General features: G+C 61.2%; 3 protein-coding genes. All 3 read right to left on the bottom strand.

All coding sequences use genetic code 11. The annotated features are described in order from the left end of the window. Window positions 1-1,645: IS21-like element IS1162 family transposase (gene istA / locus HBN63_RS21420; RefSeq protein WP_262499077.1), on the bottom strand; the 1,645-nt coding region annotated here is incomplete at its 3' end. A 190-nt stretch (window positions 1,646-1,835) separates the two neighbouring features. Then, window positions 1,836-2,186, bottom strand: a complete 351-nt coding sequence (locus HBN63_RS21415) for a hypothetical protein (RefSeq protein ID WP_170050825.1) — start codon at window positions 2,184-2,186, stop codon at window positions 1,836-1,838. Further along, a partial coding sequence (locus HBN63_RS21410) for a TniB family NTP-binding protein (protein ID WP_223181897.1) occupies window positions 2,173-2,770 on the bottom strand: 598 nt, incomplete at its 5' end. The genes HBN63_RS21410 and HBN63_RS21415, both read right to left, overlap by 14 nt.

The raw sequence follows: 2,770 nt of genomic DNA, 5'->3' as shown, positions 1-2,770 counted from the left end.
CCATTGTTCTTCCAGTGCTCGGGCCATGCCGCCCAGCCGCAGTTGGTGCAATTGGCTCAGGGTGTGTTGGGTCATCATCGAACAGCTCCTCTTGGGTGTAGTAATCGGCGCCACGGACGTTCTCGTGACTGCTGGGTTGTGCTGCCGGCGTCGCGGGCTTGGGCAGTGGTTGCTGGTCGAGGCCTTGCTTGAGCAGGTTGCGCACGGTGCGGCCGTTAAGCGCCCGCAGTTGCACGGCGCGGCTGGCCGCCGCCTCCAGGCGCGCGTTACCGTACTGGCGCGCCAGCGAGAGCAGGCCCAGGCAGGCGCGATAGCCCATCTCCGGGTGCGGTTTGTGGGTCAGTTGGTGCTCGACGATCTGCCGGGTTTGCGGGCCGATTCGCTCACCCCAGTCGAGCAGGCGCTGCGGCGTCCACTCGCGGTGCGCCTTGTGCGAGGCCGGCATGTGTTCGCTCTGGGTGCTGTAGGCGCCGCGCCGCTGAAGTCGCAAGTGGCTGGCGACCCGCCGGTTGCCGTGCAGGACTTCCACGGTATGCGCGCTCAGCCGCACATCGACGCTCTGCCGGGCCAGGGCCGAGGGTACGCTGTAGAAGCCGCCGTTCACTTCGATGTGGTAGTCGATGTTGACCTTGCAGCGCTTGAAGGTCACCACCTCGTAGGGATGCTGTGGCAGCGGCCGCAGCACCGGTTGATCGAGCCGCTCGAACCACTCCCGGCGGCAGCCATCGAGCTTCTTGAACGGGCGCTGGTTCAAGTCCTCCAGCAGCTTGGCAATCGCCTGGTTGAGCGCGTGCAGGCTGAAGAACTGCTGGTGGCGCAGCCGCGCCATGATCCAGCGTTCGACGACCTGTACCGCCACCTCGGCCTTGGCTTTATCCTGCGGCTTACGCGGCCGCGCCGGCAGCATCACCGTGTCGTAATGCCGGGCGCACTCCAGCGCGGCGCGGTTCAAGCCCGGCTCGTAGCGGTCGGGATGGGCGATCAGGGCGCGCGGGTTGTCCGGCACCACCATCTCGCTGACCCCGCCAAAATAGCTGAATGCCTGACCCAGCGCGGTCAGCCAGTCCACCTGGGTTTCCCCCGGCGTGGCGCAGGCATAGGTGTAGTTCGAGGCCCCCAGCGCTGCGACGAAGATATGCGCCCGGCTGATCTCGCCGGTGGCCGGGTCGATCACCGGCAGCGTCGGGCCGGCGTAGTCGATGAACAGCTTCTCGCCGGCCCGGTGCTGTTGACGCATCGAGCGTTTGAGGGTGCTGGCGTAGCGGCGGTAGTGCTCGACGAACTGGGTATAGCGGTAGGTCGGCTGCTCGGGATGGGCGGCGACGTACTCCTCCCACAGCAGTTGCAGGGTGACGCCCTTGCGCCGCAATTCGCGGTGGATCGTGATCAGATCCGGCAGCACCCGCTCGCCGCGGGTCTGGCGAACCCTGGCAGTGGGCAACAGTGCCGCCGCCAGCGCCACCTCATCCAGCACGGCCAGCGCCGGCCACTCCATCCCGGTTTCAGCGGCTGCGGTGACGTACTTACTGACGACGCCCTTGGACAGCTGCAAGGCCCGGGCGATCTTCTCGTGAGAGAGGCCGCCCTCGAACTTGAGGCGCAGACATTCTTTGATATTACGCATGGCTACTCGCTGCGCCGCCATCCCTCTACTCCCCGAAATCGGGCGAGGGTGACGGTCGCGTCAGGTCATGCGCAACGGGGTGGAAGCGTTTCGCTAAGCCGTGACCGACGATTTCGGTAAGTCGTGACCGCCTGTTTCGGAGCAGGCTGGAAATCGGTCACGTTGATAGCGAAATGAGCGGTCACGCGTTAGCGAAATGTCCGGTCACGATCTACCGAAACAGCCGGTCACGGTGGGCCGAAATACGCAGAAAGTCAAGAAGGAGACAAAGTTCGCAGTACCGGAAACGTTTCTTGGGCGATGCCTTTAACCAGTCACCGGGCAAAGAGAATGTCCGTTTTAAATACTCTTTCGGCAAACCTAATGCCTTAGACACCGCCTCTACAACTGGCGGGGAAAGGGGGGCGTCAGCATCCTCGACGCCATGATGCTTCAGGCATTCTTTCGCCTGCAGAAATAGAAGCGGTTGTTTTCCATGCAGCCCTCTCTCAAGCCAGGCAGAAAAGGCTTCTTGAGGCACAGGCTTTAGCAATCCTGAGAAATAGCCATTACGTCTCATCATCAAAACAATCAAGATAAGGTGGAATTTCAGCCGCTTTCTCTAAGCAGTAGTGATCGATAGCTTCTTTGCCCTCCACTATCGCCCATACCGCTCCTCGCGTTATTCGTTTGACTATGGCGTCGGTGATGCCGCCAGTAGCGCCCAGTAAATATCGGACGTTTTCTTGCTTTCCTAGCTCAGACGGCTTCTTCAAGGGTAACGCGCGCTCATAAGCCGCAAGGAACGAGCGGAAGCTTTCATTTTCTTTCCAAGGAGGTAGATCGCAGAGCTGAAAACGCCGCTCCAACTGCTCGTCACTGCTAATAGCATGAAGCGCATCATCTACCCCGAACGCAATAATGGATAGTGACATCGGTGGACTGCTTAATGCTCTTAAAAAAGCCAGGTTCTTACGTTGGTCGATTCGTCCAGCATTTAGTAAGTTGTGGACCTCATCAATTAACACGAGCCTCATTCTGTGCGGATTCCACGCCATCCGGCCACCCAGTCCGCTCTCATCTGGCCAGGCATTCCAGGGCCATCTGGCCACCTGTTCCACGGCCATCCGGCCGGGCAGTCGGAGCGCAGCGACGCAGGGGTGGCAT

The organism is Pseudomonas sp. WS 5011 (assembly GCF_012985775.1).
In the GTDB taxonomy this organism is placed as follows: Bacteria; Pseudomonadota; Gammaproteobacteria; order Pseudomonadales; family Pseudomonadaceae; genus Aquipseudomonas; species Aquipseudomonas peli.
Note: the sequence above shows the minus strand (reverse complement) of the source record. Positions and strands in the feature narration are given on the sequence as shown.

What these genes read in the sequence shown, in the direction of transcription:
- HBN63_RS21415 (WP_170050825.1), bottom strand. Translation starts at nt 2,186, where the DNA reads ATGATGAGACGTAATGGCTATTTCTCAGGATTGCTAAAGCCTGTGCCT.